17 protein-coding genes are annotated in these 16,438 nt (G+C 32.6%); 3 read left to right on the top strand and 14 right to left on the bottom strand.

What is annotated here, in order from left to right:
* Positions 1 to 260: 260 nt before the first annotated feature.
* Positions 261 to 1,115: a hypothetical protein gene (locus tag ACWI69_RS07370; RefSeq protein WP_448821193.1), complete on the bottom strand. Its 855-nt coding sequence runs from the start codon at positions 1,113 to 1,115 to the stop codon at positions 261 to 263.
* A 180-nt stretch (positions 1,116 to 1,295) separates the two neighbouring features.
* Here ACWI69_RS07370 and corA point away from each other — a divergent pair, with 180 nt between their 5' ends.
* From corA to bioD, 3 genes are read left to right on the top strand one after another with little or no spacing between them, the layout of a single operon-like run.
* Entirely contained in the window at positions 1,296 to 2,345 is a 1,050-nt protein-coding gene (gene corA / locus ACWI69_RS07365; RefSeq protein WP_448821192.1) for a magnesium/cobalt transporter CorA, read from the top strand.
* 43 nt (positions 2,346 to 2,388) lie between these two features.
* Positions 2,389 to 3,378, top strand: a complete 990-nt coding sequence (bioB, locus tag ACWI69_RS07360; protein ID WP_448821191.1) for a biotin synthase BioB — start codon at positions 2,389 to 2,391, stop codon at positions 3,376 to 3,378.
* Entirely contained in the window at positions 3,368 to 4,039 is a 672-nt protein-coding gene (gene bioD, locus ACWI69_RS07355; RefSeq protein WP_448821190.1) for a dethiobiotin synthase, read from the top strand. Before bioB ends, bioD begins: the two co-directional genes overlap by 11 nt.
* A gap of 29 nt (positions 4,040 to 4,068) precedes the next feature.
* On the opposite strand, the gene ACWI69_RS07350 is transcribed toward bioD, so the two are convergent.
* The 13 genes from ACWI69_RS07350 to rnc all read right to left on the bottom strand — a co-directional run bounded on the left by ACWI69_RS07350 (position 4,069) and on the right by rnc (position 16,433).
* Positions 4,069 to 5,487 carry an aspartate ammonia-lyase gene (locus ACWI69_RS07350; protein WP_448821189.1) on the bottom strand — a complete coding sequence of 473 codons (1,419 nt, stop codon included), beginning with the start codon at positions 5,485 to 5,487 and terminating at the stop codon, positions 4,069 to 4,071.
* Positions 5,488 to 5,662: 175 nt separating this feature from the next.
* On the bottom strand, positions 5,663 to 6,373 hold the full coding sequence (locus ACWI69_RS07345; RefSeq protein WP_448821188.1) for a GntR family transcriptional regulator: 711 nt from the start codon (positions 6,371 to 6,373) through the stop codon (positions 5,663 to 5,665).
* A 130-nt stretch (positions 6,374 to 6,503) separates the two neighbouring features.
* Complete coding sequence (gene cdd, locus ACWI69_RS07340) at positions 6,504 to 6,908, bottom strand: cytidine deaminase (RefSeq protein ID WP_448821187.1); 405 nt, start codon at positions 6,906 to 6,908, stop codon at positions 6,504 to 6,506.
* A gap of 4 nt (positions 6,909 to 6,912) precedes the next feature.
* Entirely contained in the window at positions 6,913 to 7,617 is a 705-nt protein-coding gene (deoD, locus tag ACWI69_RS07335) for a purine-nucleoside phosphorylase (protein WP_448821186.1), read from the bottom strand.
* A 20-nt stretch (positions 7,618 to 7,637) separates the two neighbouring features.
* Complete coding sequence (locus ACWI69_RS07330; RefSeq protein WP_448821185.1) at positions 7,638 to 8,819, bottom strand: phosphopentomutase; 1,182 nt, start codon at positions 8,817 to 8,819, stop codon at positions 7,638 to 7,640.
* Between the two features lie 64 nt (positions 8,820 to 8,883).
* Complete coding sequence (locus ACWI69_RS07325) at positions 8,884 to 9,849, bottom strand: BMP family lipoprotein (protein ID WP_448821184.1); 966 nt, start codon at positions 9,847 to 9,849, stop codon at positions 8,884 to 8,886.
* Between the two features lie 75 nt (positions 9,850 to 9,924).
* Positions 9,925 to 10,212, bottom strand: coding sequence for a metal-sensitive transcriptional regulator (locus tag ACWI69_RS07320; protein ID WP_448821183.1), 288 nt, complete (start codon positions 10,210 to 10,212; stop codon positions 9,925 to 9,927).
* A gap of 104 nt (positions 10,213 to 10,316) precedes the next feature.
* Entirely contained in the window at positions 10,317 to 11,378 is a 1,062-nt protein-coding gene (disA, locus tag ACWI69_RS07315) for a DNA integrity scanning diadenylate cyclase DisA (protein WP_448821182.1), read from the bottom strand.
* The gene (gene radA / locus ACWI69_RS07310; RefSeq protein WP_448821181.1) at positions 11,371 to 12,756 is read right to left on the bottom strand and encodes a DNA repair protein RadA; all 1,386 of its coding nucleotides are present in this window, start codon (positions 12,754 to 12,756) and stop codon (positions 11,371 to 11,373) included. Before radA ends, disA begins: the two co-directional genes overlap by 8 nt.
* 2 nt (positions 12,757 to 12,758) lie before the next feature.
* Positions 12,759 to 13,241, bottom strand: a complete 483-nt coding sequence (gene coaD / locus ACWI69_RS07305) for a pantetheine-phosphate adenylyltransferase (RefSeq protein ID WP_448821180.1) — start codon at positions 13,239 to 13,241, stop codon at positions 12,759 to 12,761.
* A gap of 7 nt (positions 13,242 to 13,248) precedes the next feature.
* Positions 13,249 to 14,715: an Rne/Rng family ribonuclease gene (locus ACWI69_RS07300; RefSeq protein WP_448821179.1), complete on the bottom strand. Its 1,467-nt coding sequence runs from the start codon at positions 14,713 to 14,715 to the stop codon at positions 13,249 to 13,251.
* Positions 14,687 to 15,736, bottom strand: coding sequence for an elongator complex protein 3 (locus tag ACWI69_RS07295; RefSeq protein ID WP_448821178.1), 1,050 nt, complete (start codon positions 15,734 to 15,736; stop codon positions 14,687 to 14,689). The genes ACWI69_RS07300 and ACWI69_RS07295 overlap by 29 nt, the downstream gene beginning before the upstream one ends.
* Positions 15,723 to 16,433 (bottom strand): ribonuclease III, encoded by a 711-nt coding sequence (rnc, locus tag ACWI69_RS07290; protein WP_448821177.1) that lies wholly within the window; start codon positions 16,431 to 16,433, stop codon positions 15,723 to 15,725. The genes ACWI69_RS07295 and rnc overlap by 14 nt, the downstream gene beginning before the upstream one ends.
* Positions 16,434 to 16,438: the final 5 nt, after the last annotated feature.

Below are 16,438 nucleotides of genomic sequence, written 5' to 3'. Positions count from 1 at the left end.
GAATCGACTTGCATGTGTTAAGCATTCTGTCAGCGTTCATCCTGAGCCAGGATCAAACTCTTCATTCAAATATATTTAAAGTCCAAAGACTTTACGTTTACACCATTTATTGGTTTACCATTTCTGGCATCTGTTATTTTCATAACTTCTGACTATTTTCTCTATTCGGTTGCTAATGTCTTCTCTACAATTTTTGCCGGCGGTGTTTCCCGCTGACAAAAATTATAGTATCATAAATTTTAAACTTCGTCAACATTTTTTTATTTTTTTAAAATTTGTTTCTCCTCTATATTTAGCTCCTCAATAAAAATAAGATTCTCTGCCAACAGTTTTGCCTTCACATCATTATAAAATTTTTCACCTAAACTATATTTTAAAGTTTCTCCATATGCCAATATCAGGGGTACATACTCCTCCTCTAAAAAACCTATAGGATTTTTTCTTCTAAAAAGTGAACTCTGTGTAAGCTCTTTATTTACACAAGGAGTATCATAGTAATCCTCTATTGTAAAACCTGTAGTAAAATCATCCGGCACGGTTATATATAATAAACTTCCGTCTTCTTCTGAAATTATATCAATTGGCCACAAACTACAAACTAAAGGTTTTTTCTCAACTATTTCTTTTGCTCCCATATTATTTTCTAAACAAATAGAATGAAGAGAACACAACACCGATTCATTATTTGGCTTAAAAGAACACGTGCACAAAGAAATTTCATTTTCAACCGCTTCCTCTGGTACCATACATCTATCTTCTTTTATACTTTTTAGGATATTTTCAATTTCATAACCATTTTCTAAAAGAATATCTATATTTTTAGTTTTTTTATTATAACTGTCAATGTTGTCTAATATAAACTCTCTCGTAATCTTCTCATATACCACTGGGTTATCTGCACAACAGGGATCTTGGCATCTAAAGCAATCAAAATTTGCTAAATTAGAAAATGCTGAATAATCCACAATCGCTCTGTAACGCTCTCCTCTTATTACAACTTCAGTTTCTAAAATATCTACCCTAGAGAAGTGTTCTTTTAGCATCTCTTCTCTTTCTAGACTCACCTTATACACCTCTTCACCCTTAGGATGGTTTAAAAATAAAAAATAGTTCATCTCCATCTCCTCAATATCTAAAAAATTCACTTTATTTTATCACACTCTACTCTCTTTTTACAATTTTTTGATTCAGATATAATCAATAACTTTCAATAACATATTGTTTTTATTTTTTATTTACTTATAGTTCTATACTAAGTATAATGATTCTATACTATATTGATAGGAGGTGCTATTTTGAATAAGAAAGTTGGACTACAACCTGGAACTCTTCTTTATACTGGTAATCGCCAAGCTACAGTTGAAATTCCTATTACACACTATACTTATAATCACGAATCTTTTAAAAAAAATAGTTTTATCTTTAGAGACAATCTCTTTATTGAGTTGCATCCATCTCATGTTAATTGGCTAAACGTCGGAGGTATCCACAATACTGAACTTATAAAAAAAATTGGAGAAGCTTTCAATATCGACTCTTTAATTTTAGAAGATTTATTAAATAACTCACAAAGACCTAAAATAGAGATTAGAGAGGATTATATTTTCATCACATTGAAACTAATTTCTCATTCCAATGAAAAACACAAATATGAATATGAACAGATATCCTTTATTTTATTTTCAAATCTTTTAATAACATTTCAAGAAAATCCATTTGATATTTTTGATAGCATTAGGTCTCGTATTGAAAAAAGAAACGGACGTCTTAGAACCAAAAAAGAAGGCTATCTAACTTACTCGCTAATCGATAGAATTGTCGATAATTATTTTCTTATCATTGATGATTTAGAGGAAAGATTTGATTACTTAGAGAGTAAAGTTATCACTGAACCTAGTAAAAACGATTTTGAGGAGATTTTAAAACTAAAAAAAGAACTTTTAAAATTCAGAAGGGCTTTAGCTCCTTTAAAAGAGGTTTCTTCAAAATTTAAAGATTCAGATATCAAAGAATATCTAGGTGAAGATATCGATATCTATTTACGTGACTTACAAGATCATATTATAATAGCTAACGAATCCAATGACACTCTTTTCAACAGAGGAAATGAACTCCTACAGCTTTATCACTCCACTATCAGTACCGGAATGAATGAAATTATGAAAGTTTTAACCATGATTTCTAGTATTTTTATTCCTCTTAGTTTCTTGGCTGGACTCTATGGTATGAATTTTCAATATATGCCTGAATTGACTTGGAAATATGGCTATTTTTTTATTTTAACTTTGATGGTCTCAATTATTTTAGGAACCGCTTATTTTTTTAAAAAGAAAAAATGGTGGTAATAATTAAAATGAAAATATTAATTAAAATGAGGTGAATATTTTTTTGAAAAATTTTATTTTAACTTTAAAAGAAAGCATTCTTAAGGGGCACCCCATTACTTTTGAGAACGCCAAAAAACTTATAGATTTAGACATCCACACTGAAAGAGAAGAGATTCTTTTTTTATCAGACTGTGCAAATGAAATAAGAAAGTTCTTTTGCGGAGATAAATTTAATCTATGCACGATAATGAATGCAAAGTCTGGGAAATGTCCAGAAGATTGCAAATATTGTGCTCAATCTTCTCATTTTAAGACAGCTTCACCTATTTATCCTTTAACAAATAAAGAGGAAGCTCTAAAATTGGCTTTAAATGTTGAAAAAGAGGGTGCTAATCGCTTTGCACTAGTTACCAGTGGCAGAGGATTACTTACACAAAAAGAAACCTCTCAAGTAGCTGATCTCTACAAATATATGAAATCTAATAGCAATATACATCTGTGTGCTTCTCATGGACTACTTACCAAAGAGGCTGCAAACGCTTTAAAAGAAGCTGGCGTAAAAACCTATCACCATAATTTAGAAACATCACGAGAGTTCTATGACAAAATTTGTACAACTCACACCTATCAAGATCGAATCAATACAATCTTAATAGCTCAAGAGGTAGGATTAGAAGTTTGCAGTGGAGGTATTTTAGGATTAGGAGAAAGTCGAGTCGACAGATTGAACATGGCTTTTGAATTAAAAAATCTAAAAATTAAATCTATACCTTTAAATTTTTTAACACCTATCGCTGGGACTCCAATGGAAAGTTATCCTTCTTTGGATCCTATGGAAATTATTAAAACAATCGCAGTCTATCGCTTCATAAATCCCGACTCCTCTTTAAGATATGCCGGTGGAAGACTTCAACTTGGCGATTTAGAGATTCAAGGCATTAGAGGTGGAATCAATTCAGCTCTGACTGGAAATTTTCTAACAACAACAGGAAGTACCATAGCTTCTGACAAAGAGATGATTGTTAAGGAGGGATTTACTCTTGATAGCTAGACTAAAAACAGGATACTTTATTATAGGAACAGATACTGATATAGGGAAGACGTACGTCTCTTCCCTTATTTTTAAATCTTTAAAAAACTATAATATCGGTTATTATAAACCACTACAAACGGGATGTTATTTTGAAAACGAAAAATTAGTTCCATTAGATCCAAAATTTTTATGTGATTTTGCTGAAACAACTCTAAAACCTGAAATGACTACTTATCTTTTCAAAACTCCTGTATCTCCTCATTTAGCTTCTGAGCTAGAAAATATTCCAATTTCTATGGACTCTATTTTCAAACAATGGAATATTTTAAAATCTAAGTACTCAACAACTTTCATAGAAGCTGCTGGAGGTATCTACGTTCCAATAATAAGAAATAAATATTTCATGTTTGATTTCATAAAAGATTTAAACTTACCTGTTATACTTGTTTGCTCTACAAAAATTGGAGCTATAAATCATACAATGCTGACCCTTAGTTTTTTAAAAGAAAAGCAAATAGCTATTCAAGGTATTATTTTTAACAACTACACAAATGAATTTTATGAAGATGATAATATTCGAGTCGTTTTGGAAGCAAGTGAGATAAGCAATTATCTTATTATCAATACTGGAGATAGTATAATATCTAAAGAAAAGCTTCTTACATTTCTACAAAAATAAAAGAGGTCAAATTTGACCTCTTTCTTGTGTTATCTATTCTTTAACAAACTTTTTCCTGGGATTCCTGGTTTTGTCATCTCAAACGGATCTAAAATTATATCTAGCTCCTCTTTAGTTAACAACTCTCTTTCTAAAATTAAATCTACCACTGAAACTCCTGTTTTTATGGATGTCTTTGCTATATCCGCCGCATTTTTATACCCTATATGTGGATTTAAAGCTGTTATTGTTCCAACACTCATATCAACTAATTGCTGACATCTCTCTTTATTTGCAGTAATTCCAATTAAACAATTATCTATTAAAGTATTAACTCCATTCTTTAAAATTTCTATCGATTGGAATAAATTAAAAAATAATACCGGTTCAAATACATTTAACTCTAATTGACCTGCTTCTGCTGCTTTTGTTACTGTCTGGTCATTTCCAAATATTTGGAAACAAACTTGGTTCATCACTTCAGGAATTACTGGATTTACTTTTCCAGGCATTATTGAAGATCCTGGCTGTTGTTGAGGTAAATTGATCTCTGCCAATCCTGTTTTTGGTCCTGATGCCATCAGTCTTAAATCATTCGCCATTTTTGATAAATTTACAGCTGTTACTTTTAATGCCGAAGACAACCACACAAAACTATCTAAATTTCTTGTTCCATCAACTAAGTCGTCAGCTTGAACAAAATCAACATCCGTAACTTCAGATAAAATTCTAACAACATCTTCTACATATTTAGTATCCGCGTTAATTCCTGTTCCCACAGCTGTTGCTCCCATATTAACTGTTTTTAAATCTTCTAAAGCTATTTTTATTCTTCTTATATCTCTAGCCACTGGCTGAGCATAAGCTTTAAATTCCTGTCCTAATCTAATAGGCACTGCATCTTGCAGGTGTGTTCTTCCCATTTTAATAACATTATCAAATTCTATACTTTTATCTAATAGAGTTAATTTTAACCTCTCTAGAGTTCTCAATAGCTCCTCTGACATTATCTGTAAAGCTAATTTTCCAGCAGTTGGAATCACATCATTTGTCGATTGTCCATAATTCACATGATCATTAGGATGAACTCTATCATATTTGCCAAGCTCTCCCCCCAATAATTCTCCAGCTCTATTAGCTATCACCTCATTCATATTCATATTCATTGATGTTCCAGCCCCACCCTGAATAACATCAGTTATGAATTGATCCATAAATTTTCCAGCTATAATCTCTTCAGATGCTTTAACTATTGCATCCACAATATCCTTATCTAGCATTCCTGCCTCTAGATTAGCTATAGCTGAAGCTTTTTTTACATATGCCAACGCCTTAATAAAATCATTTCCTAGTTTATACCCCGTAATATAAAAATTATTTTTCCCTCTCAATGACTGAACTCCATAATAAGCATCCACTGGAACTTCCAATGTTCCTATTGAATCGCTCTCTAATCTGAACTCTTTCAAATTTTTCACCTTCCCTTTATTTTCCCCAAAACATAAAATGTTAAAACTATAAAACTTAATTTTCATTTTCAACTTTTTTGAAAATATACATTTCGTTCTTTATTCGTTCATTTGTGCTTTCATGTTTTAAAGTATACTGTTTTTTCTATAAAAGTCAAGTGTTTTTGTAGTTTTTTTACTTCAGTAGAATAAAAGCATCATCCTTCATGACTTCCTCTTTTACCTCAAAGTATTCTGGATTTTCAGCTTCCAATTTTTTCAATTTTAAAAGAGTTCTCCCCAAGTGATGTTCTAGCATCCCCCTCAATCTTTCTATATCTTTTTTCTCCAAAGCCTCTAAAATTTCTTCGTGCTCTTTTACAACAGATATATCGCTAGTCTTATTTTTTGCATTCAAAACTCTCACTCTTTGGTAGTGTCCTGTTCCATTTAATGCTAACTCCCATAGCCCTGGAATACCCGCCTTTTCAAAAATCATTTTATGGAAATCATTGTCCATTTTATGAAACTCTAAATAATTACGGTTTCCTTCGCAATAGACTCTTTGCATTTTTATATTCGTTCTCAAATCCTCTATAAACTCCTTGTCTAACGTTTCTATCACTCTTTCAAAAGCGGCAGTTTCTAGCGCCACCCTTAAAACTTTAGCCTCTAAAACTTTCTGAGCACTAATTTTTGTTACAAACGTTCCTTTTTGAGGAATACTCTCTATCAGTTGATCATGCTTTAGTAATATCAATGCTTCTCTGATTGGAGTTCTACTCATTCCAAGTCTTTCCCCTATGACTTTTTCACTCAGTTCACTCCCGGGTTTTAAATTCAACTCAAATATATTTCTTTTTAGTACTTTATACGCATAAGCAGAATTACTGTTTTCTCTTGACATTCTTTCCTCCTTGTTTCTTTTTTCACATTTATTTTCAAAACAATATATCTCTATAATAAAATATACTAGCTACTTTGTCAAACTTAATATTCTATAAAAAAAAAGAGGTGATATACACCTCTTTTTTTGATTAAAGTTCAAATCCATAAGGTAACAACTCTTCCATTGTCATCAATTTATAATCTCTTTTTAGGTTTCCTAATATGATTATTGTATCATCATCTGCAAACTCTTTTATAACCTGTCTACACGCTCCGCATGGACTCACTGGTCCAGTTGTATCAGCAACTACAGCTATTAATTTTATTTTTCTCATGCCTTTACTTGCCGCCGCAAAAATTGCACTTCTTTCCGCACAGTTTGAAAGTCCATATGATCCATTTTCAATATTAGCTCCTGATGTTTCATTCCCATTTTCATCTACCAATACTGCTCCAACTTTAAATCCTGAATAGGGAGCATAAGCATTTTCTCTAGCAGCAATAGCTTTATCCACATATTCTAAAATTATTTTTTCATCTAGTTCTCTTTTCATATCATTACTCCACTACACTTTCTAATGCTATTTCAACCATATCTTTTAAGGTTGTTTGTCTCTCTAAAGATGTTGTTTCTTCTCCAGTTACTAAAGAGTCTGAAATTGTTAATATTGTCAATGCTTTTGCATTGTATTTTGCTGCTATTGTATACAACGCTGCCGTTTCCATCTCAACACAAAGCACTCCAAAATTTGCCCATTTTTTATAAGCTTCAAAATTATCTCCGTAAAACTCATCAACAGTTAAAACATTTCCACCTTTAATCTTTATACCTTTTACTTTTGCAGCTTCAGCTGCCCTCATAAACAATTCAAAATCTGCTGTCGGTGCATAATCCGCTCCATCAAACCTAAGTCTATTAATCCCTGAGGTCGTTGATGACGACATAGCTAAAATTACATCTCTTATTTTTATATCCTCTCTATAAGACCCCGCAGTTCCAACCCTGATTAAATTTTTAACCCCATAATCTCTTATCAATTCATTTACATAAATTGATATCGAGGGAACTCCCATTCCAGTTCCTTGAACTGAAACTCTTCTTCCTTTATAAGTTCCAGTATATCCGTACATCCCTCTAACTTCATTGTAGCAAACTACATCTTCTAAAAAAGTTTCCGCAATCCATTTAGCTCTCAATGGATCCCCCGGTAGTAATACCGTTTCAGCTATATCTCCCTTTTTTGCACCTATATGTACACTCATTTTTTCCTCCTAATTTCTTCTTATTTTATAATTTGACTAGCAAAACTTCCTTTTAAATCGGTTTTTCCTAATAACAACTCCTCTACTGTAGCTGCTATTGTCGAAAACCCCTTCTGAACTCCCAAATCTATATTTTCTTTTATCATTTTTCCATACACAACTATTGGAATATACTCCCTCGTATGGTCGCTTCCTTTATATGTAGGATCGCATCCGTGATCTGCTGTTAATATAAGCAGTTCATTTTCTTTCAAATTATCTATAATTTCAGGAAGGTAGTTATCAAACTCTTCTAAAGCTAACTTGTACCCTTTTGGATCTCTTCTATGACCGTACTTCATATCAAAGTCAACCAAATTTGTAAATATAATTCCTTTTGTATCTTTTTTTAACTCTTCGATAGTTTTTAAAATTCCATCTAAATTATCTTTATTTGTTCCTCTGCTCTGCGTTATTCCAACACCTGCAAATATATCACTAGTTTTACCTATACCTATTACATCCAGTCCAGCGTTTTTAACTCTATCCAACATACTTTCAATTGGTGGCTCAACAGAATAATCATGCCTATTTGACGTTCTTATAAACTCTCCAGCTCTCTTCCCTATATAGGGTCTTGCAATTACTCTCGCCACAGGAGATAACTCTCCACAAATTTCTAAAGCTTTTTTACAAGCTGAATAGAGTTCATCTAAGGATACTATCTCTTCGTTAGCGGCTATTTGAAACACTGGATCAGCAGATGTATAAACAATCCAAGCCCCAGTAGCCAGTTGTTCCTCTCCATATACCTCTAAAACATCTGTCCCTGAATAGGGTAAATTACAAATTACTTTTCTTCCAGTAGCTTTTTCAAAAGCCTCTATTGTTTCCTTTGGAAAACCATTGCTATAAGTTGGAAAAGCTTTCTCTTGAACAATTCCAGCAATCTCCCAGTGCCCTGTCGTCGTATCCTTTCCTTTAGAAAGTTCCATGGCTTTTCCGTATGCTCCTTTTGCGTTTTCAACTCTTTCTACACCCAAAATCTCTGTAATATTTCCAAGTCCCAACTCTTCCAGATTTTTTAAATTCAATCCCCCAGTTGCAAGAGCCGTATTTCCCAACGTATTCGTTTTTTCATCTCCAAACTCTTTTGCATCTGGTAAAGCTCCTACTCCAGCACTATCCAGTACTATTAAAGTGACTCTTTCTACTTTTTTCATAACTATCTCTCTCCTTTTCTATAAGGTAACAAAAGGCTGATCAAAATGACCAGCCCCGCGTTTATTATTTATCGCTTACTTTGATTTCTCCAGCCATTAATTTAGCCTTAATCTCTTCAAATTTTGCAAGTTTTTCAGCTCCAATAATCTCTTTTGTAAATTCAAAATTAGTAACTCCTACCCCATCTTCTTTTGCACCATAAACAGCTAATCCCGGTACAAATTCACCTTTAGTTAAAGCTTTGATTGTATCAAAAACTCCAACGTCAACATTCTTAAGCATAGATGTTAAAACTGTTCCAGGCTCAACTGCGTCTTGATTTGAATCAACTCCAATAGCAAATACACCTTTCTCTTTTGCTGCTGCAATAACTCCCATACCTGTTCCTCCAGCCGCATGGTATATTACATCTGCACCTTGATTGATCTCAGATATTGCATTCTCTTTACCTCTCACTGGGTCATTAAATGGATTTGGTCCAGTTGTATACACCGAGAAGAATTTAACTTTTGGATTAACATACTCTGCACCTTGTTTAAATCCTACTTCAAACTTTTTAATTAAAGGATTTTCCATTCCACCAACAAATCCAACTGCGTTATTTTTAGTCATTAGTCCAGCTATAACTCCAACTAGGAAAGATCCCTCTTCCTCTTTAAATACCATAGATTTTACATTTGGTAAATCTATAACATCATCAATCATCAAAAATTTAACATCTGGATAATCCGCTGCCACTGTTCTTGCTGATTCTGTCATTTGAAATCCAGTAGCAATTATTAAGTCATATCCCGCTTCAGCATATTCTCTTAAAAACTCCTCATCTTCAGCTGGTGACGCTGGCTCAACATATTTAAACTCAATTCCTAAATCCTTTTGTGCTTGTTCTAACCCTCTGTAAGCAGCATCATTGAATGACTTATCTCCCAGTCCACCAGTAGAAAGAACTATTCCTACTTTAGTTGGCTTCGCTGCAAATAATCCAACTGCTAACATCATCGACATGATAAAAGTAACTATTCTTCTCATTAATCCCCTCCTAAATAACTTTATACTAGTTGAATTTTAGCATACTATTCATCTAAATCAAAGAAAAATTTACTATTATTTCATCATTTTTCCCAATGTATATATCAGTTCATCGATTACTTTGTTCTCTTCATTATTTTTTATTCCTGATACGACACACTTTCTCAAATGAGTCTCTAAAATTACTTTAGCTATTCCGTCCAATGCTGCCTTTGCTGACGAGATTTGATTCAGAACATCATCACAATATGCATCCTCTTCAATCATTCTTTTTATTCCTCTAATTTGCCCTTCTACTCTATTGGCTCTAGCAATTAATTTCTTTTTATCACCACAAATTTTATTTGAACAATTATCTTCCATAAGCCCTCCTATTTTAAATCACGTTTTCTTCATCATAGGATATACCCCTATAGTATAAGTAATAGCATATTTATAATAAAAAATCCACTTTTTTAAGTGGACTTTTACTTCTCTAATTCAACAGTTACTTTCAACCTTTTCAATCCGGTTTGAATAGCTTTTATTTTAAACTTACTAATACCTTTAATCTCCAAAAGTTCCTCTGTGGAAGCTTCCTGAATTTTAGACAGATTTCCATGGTTATTCACTATTTTATCTATATCTCTCTTTGTCAATTTAGTTATTTTATCTAAAATTCTATATCCTTTTGGTGTTACCCTATTTCCTAAAGCTGAATATGTCTTTCCATAGTCAAGAACTGCTGATAACTTTTCTAACTCTTTTAGCTCATCATCTGTTAATCTTGAAAGTCTATCTGTTATTTCATATAGGTTGAACGGTGCATTGGAGTAATTCCAATAATCTCTCAAGAAATCCTCTTTTTCACTTTCAATATCCTGAATTAAATCGTTTAGATGCAATCTAACAAGTCTTCCATCCACCCCAAGTTCAGTCATATATGTATTCATCTCCTGAAATATTCTTGTCACTTTTTCAAATCTTTGAAGTACAACTGTTACCTCGTACAATGTCACTAAATCATCTAATTCAAGAATTGTCAAGTTTGCTAAAGCTTTATCTAAAACAAATCGATAACGTTCTAAAGTATTTAAACCTTGAGAAGCCTCTCCCATTAAATCTGAAGTACTTCTAAGCCTATGCTTCATTTCACCTTTATATATTGTTACAACTTTTTTTCTTTCCGATACAGCAATCACCAATTTGTCGGTCTGTTTGGCAACCCTTTGAGCTGTTCTATGTCTTGTTCCGCTCTCATTTGTAGAAAATCTCATGCTCGGCTGTAAATGCACATTCGCAGAATGTATTCTTGTTATATCGGAGTCCAATATTATAGCTCCATCCATCTTACAAAGTTCAAATAACTTTTCTGGTGTGTACTCACAGTTTATTTCAAATCCACCATCCATTATTTTCTGAACTTCAGAATCTAAACCTACAACTATTAAAGCTCCCATTTCACCATCTAAAACGTTATATATCCCCTCTCTTAACTTTGTCCCTGGAGCCAAAAGAGAAAGAATCTCTAAGAATTCTGGGTTATTCATCTTTACTCATCCTCTCTAAAAATTCTTCTAAATTTTTTAAATATATTATTTTTAATTTATAACTATTTTTTTCAATCTCTTTTCTATTAGCTTCAGGCACGTATACACCTTTAAAACCAAGTTTTTCAAGCTCTCTCAATCTTTTATCTATGAAAAAAGCTTTTCGAATCTCTCCCCTCAATCCTAGTTCTCCAATAGCCGCTATTTTCTGGCTTATAGCTACATTTTTATAGAGTGAAACTATCGAAATAAGAGCTCCTAAATCTGCTGCTGGATCATTTATAGAAAGTCCACCTGGTATATTTATAAAAAGGTCTTTCATCCCTAAGTGCAACCCCATTCGTTTTTCCGCAATCGCCGTCAATATCTGCATCCTATTTCTGTCAAAGCCTTGAACTATTCTTTTAGGTATTCCAATAGTACAGTCAGTCAGTAATGTCTGTATCTCTAAAAGAAAAACTTTTGTTCCCTCCAATACTGGTACTACCATACTTCCTATATTTTTTTCATCCCTTTCGCTCAAGAAAAATTCTGATGAATTTTTTACTTCATGAATCCCAGTATCTTCCATACTAAATACCGCTAACTCATTTGTGGATCCAAATCTATTTTTTAAACTTCTCAATATTCTATAAAAAAGTCCTTCCTCTCCTTCAAAATGAAATACAGCGTCCACCATGTGTTCAAGAAGTTTTGGTCCTGCCACTTTTCCATCTTTCGTTATATGCCCAACTATAAAAAATGAAACATCATTTTTTTTAGCAAGTTCTATTATTTTTAACGTACACTCTCGTATTTGAGTGGGTGTTCCCGGAATGGAGTCCACCTCTGAATTATACAGCGTTTGAATAGAATCAACAATAACTATTTTAGGTTTTTTTGTAATAACATACTCATATATAATTTGGATATCTGTTTCTGACATCAAATATAAGTTTTCAGAATATATTCCCAACCTCTCTCCTCTGGACTTTATCTGGGCTGGTGACTCCTCTCCTGACACATACAAAACATCTCCATACTCTGTATATTCTTTGGCTGTTTGTAAAAGAAGTGTCGATTTTCCAATCCCCGGATTTCCAGTTATAAGTACAACCTCACCTTTTACTAACCCTCCTCCTAAAATTCTATCAAATTCGGAAATCTTAGTTTTATATCTAAAGTTTTTTTCTATTTGAACATTGGCAAAAGATACTACCTTTTCCTGTATATTCACAAGTGAATTTGTAGATGATTTTATACTCTTTCCTGCGACTGGAGAGATCTCAATCTCCTCTTCAAAAGTTCCCCATTCTCCACAACCATCACACTTTCCCATCCATTTTATGGTTTTAAATCCACACTCACTACATACATAAAAACTCTTTGCCTTTGCCATACTTACTCCTCAAATCTTTCTTTTATCTTCTCTATTACAAACTCATCTAAGTAGTTGTCCAATTTTCCTTTATATAGTGCTAGCTCTCTCACAACTGAAGAACTTACATAGAGATACTCTTTCGACGCCGGAATAAAAACTGTTTCAATCTCTCCATCAGAAATATCATAATTCCCATATGCTAATGATAGTTCATATTCGTAGTCAATAACTGCTCTTAATCCTCTAATTATATATTTACATCCTCTCTCTTTCATATAATTAGCCAGTAGCCCACTATGCTCCACCACTTCTATATTTTCTATATCTTTCAAAACCTCTTCTACCATCTCTTTACGTTCCTCTAAAGAAAACAAGGTTTTTTTACTACCATTATTTAAAACTGCAACAATCAATCTATCACACATTTTACTTGCTCGTTTTATTATCTCCTTGTGACCTTTTGTTATTGGATCAAATGTTCCTGAATACAAAGCTAATCTCATTTTCCACCTAACTTTCTAATAATATTTCGTAATCTTTTACTAAATCCCTATTTTTTGCAGTTATCTCTATTGTCTTACCAGAAGCTTGTAAAAGAGATTTAATAAAATCAAAATATATCTCCTCTATTTTTTCTTTAACCGAAGATTTCGTTATTATTTTTACATTTTTTATATCTTTTTCCTCAACTATATCTTTTAAATCCTTTAATATATTCTCAACAATAGCTCTACTTCCTCGGATTTTCCCAGTTCCTTTACACATAGGACACTCATCTTGAAAATAATAACTCAATGGTTTTCCCAACCTTTTCCTAGTCATCTCCACTAATCCTAAATCAGTAAAATGTATTATATTTGTCTTAACTCTGTCTTTAGCTAAATTTTCTTCTAATACCTTTAGTACTTTCTGTTTGTCCTCTTCAACTTTCATATCTATAAAATCAATAATAATAATTCCACTCAAATTCCTTATTCTCAGTTGTCTTGCTATTTCAGCGGCAGCTTCCATATTAGTTTTTACCACAGTTTCCTCTAAGTTCATGCTCCCTATATTTTTCCCAGTATTTACGTCTATACTGACCAATGCCTCTGTTTTTTCAATTACAATAGAGCCTCCACACTCCAACGAAGTTGTCACCTCTAAAGACTTCTCTATCTCCTTTTGGATACCATATCTATGAAAAATATCCTCTTTTTCTGTATAAAGCTTTATTTTTGTCTTTGGTATTCCTTCACTAAAAGCTTTCACATACTCAATTATTTCCAAATAAACTCCCTCATTATCCACAACTACTTCGTCGATATCATTGTCAACTATGTCTCTTAACACTTTGCTCACAATATCATTATCTTTATATAAAAGTTCACCTGTTTTTGCCTTTTTTATCTTGATTTCTATCTCTTCCCATCTCTTTTTTAAGTATTGTAACTCTTTTTCAAAGTGGTGAGCACTTTTCCCTTCCGCCGCAGTTCTTATTATAACTCCCATATTTTCAGGAACTATTTTTGAAAAAAGCTTTTCCAAACGTCCCCTTTCCATTTCACCTTTTATCTTTTTTGATATAGCAATATGGTCGTTATTTGGCATCAAAACTAAAAATTTCCCAGGTATAGTATAGTGAGTCGTTACTCTCGCACCTTTACTACCTCTAGGATCGCTTAAAACTTGTACTACTACATCATCTCCCACATTCAACAACTCTTCTATCGGTTTCCCACTATTTGTAATTCCAGTTAAATACTTCTCTTCAAAATCCCTCAAATCCTTAACATATAAAAAACCATTTTTCTCAAGCCCAATATTGACAAAAGCTGATTCCATACCGGGAAGAACATTGGCAACTCTCCCTTTATAGATATTGCCATTCAGTGTTCCCTCTCCCTCTCTTTCAATATGAATCTCCATAACTTTTCCTTTTGCTAAAACCGCTGCTCTTGTTTTAAATTTATTGGTATTTATTATTATCTGGTTCATTTATCTCTCTCCTAAGAACCTGTTTCCATGAGTATATGTTTTCATTTATTTTGATTCTATCTATCTCTAACGTATTATCCATCTTTACTATTAAATTTTTTCCTAATTTCTCTCTATTGATTTTATTTATACCTATAATTTTGGAAACATTCTTTTCGTTTATTTCTACTTCTAACCTTTTCTCTCTCTCATACACCTCTTTAAGAAAGTCATAGTATATCTCTCCGACAACTAACTCCCTAAATGCTGGATGGAAAGGACCTCCTAAAACATTCTCCTTATCATTTAACTCCTCTGTTGGTTGCAATCCAACTCTAACAATATTTATATCATTATAAGCTAAAAGAGAATATATTTTTTTACACCTCTTAACTGCTTCCTCTAAACTCAGTGGAACATAGCTTCCACGCTTAAACATATCCGCCATTTCAGTCTCTTTTATAACTAAAGTTGGATAAATTCGTGCAATATTTGGTTTTAAATCCACTGTTTTTAAAGCACTGACGAAATCACTTTCGTCAGTTGATCCCGGTAGTCCCAACATCAATTGTATTCCCAACTCAATTCCAGCTTCTTTTATTAACTTTGAAGCTTCATATACTTTCTCAATCGGATAAAATCTGTGTGTTTTCAACAACACTTTCTCATCTAAAGATTGAACCCCTAACTCTACAGTTGTAACTCCGTATTTTTTCAGCATATCTACTATTTTTTTATCAATATAATCAGGTCTTGTCGATAATCTTATTCCATCAATCAAACCATTTTTTATATACTCATAAACTACAGATAAATATTCCTCTTGTAATTTTATAGAAATTCCTGTAAAAGTTCCACCAAAAAAAGCCACTTCTTTCTTGGATTTTTTTGGAAGAGTTTTTAAATATGTTTCGATTATATCTTTTATATCCTCTGTGGTTACATCTGTCTCCCTACCGTTTATCTTTTTTTGATTACAAAAAACACAATCATTTGGACATCCAAAATGACTTATAAAAATTGGAATATTATAATGTTTCATAAAGCTTTACTCCTAACTTTTTACAAATATCTTTCGCTGCTGACTGCTCTGCACTTTTTTTATTTTTTCCTTTTCCATATCCCTTTAAATCATCTTTTATAACTGCCACAACTTCAAAAACCTTTAGATGATCTGGTCCATCCTCATTAACTACCTGATAAGTTGGAATTATTTTATATTCTTTTTGACTATACTCTTGCAATATCGTTTTAAAATCCAAAATATCTTCATTTTCATTTATATGTTCAATTGGATATTTTAAGAAATTCATAGCTATATTTTTTGCCACTATAAAATCCGAGTCCAAATATACTGCTCCCAATATTGCCTCAAAAACGTCCCCTAATATTGAATTTCTCTCTCTTCCACCAGTTAACTCTTCACCTTTACTCAACATCAAATACTGTCCAAAACCCAAACTTTTTGATATTCTCGCCAAAACAGGCTCACTTACTACCATAGCTTTTAGCTTTGCTAAGTCCCCTTCTAAAGCATTTGGGTAACTTTTATATAGATATTCCGTCACAATAAGATCTAGAACTGCATCCCCTAGCAGTTCCAGTCTCTCATTATTCAACTTCCTATACTTAGCATGTTCATTTCCAAAAGATCTATGGATAAGTGCATTTTTTAACAACTCCTTATTTTTAAAGGTATAACCTATTTTATCCTCTAATTCTAAGTACGATTTTTTCACTTATC

This window comes from Cetobacterium sp. (genome assembly GCF_977044495.1).
This window is presented reverse-complemented; position numbering and strand designations above follow the sequence as displayed.